Source organism: Bradyrhizobium sp. Leo78, from assembly GCF_059512425.1.
This window is the reverse complement of sequence record NZ_JCAMOT010000245.1, coordinates 1-418: the sequence shown is the minus strand read 5'-3', so window position 1 is coordinate 418 and position 418 is coordinate 1. Positions and strand designations below refer to the sequence as shown.

The following is a 418-nucleotide window of genomic DNA, read 5'->3' as shown; positions in this document are numbered from 1 at the left end:
CGGAGCTCTGAAGCCATCTCTAAAATCGGAGTATTGTGGATTCGGACATAGACGAGATCGCGATCGTCGCGGAAAGGGCGCAGACGGTCGGAAACCGATTTCCTGCGGCGCTCAAGCGCTTCAGAAGTCGTTTCTTTTGTTTCGGCCAAGTGCGAGAAGACCTCGTCGATAGTTTTTCCGCCGAGCATCCAAATGCCGTTTGTCGTCGATACGGGGATTTCGGCTGCAATGCTTCTATGAAGCTTGTCGCGATTGATCTTAATCGCAAGATCATACCCGCCGCTCACTTCGAACTTGTTGTGACTGGAATTCGCTTTGCCAATGTCCAGTTCTAAGTCACTCACAATGCTTGGCCCCGGAATAACGAGTTCCTTGCCCCAACCCGTAAAAGCTCCGTCGGCGATTAGTTCGGCTAAGA

General features: G+C 51.7%; 1 pseudogene. It reads right to left on the bottom strand.

Annotated features, from left to right (window positions below):
* Window positions 1-418 (bottom strand): annotated as a pseudogene (locus AC5ZG1_RS44520) (hypothetical protein); the annotation flags it as partial.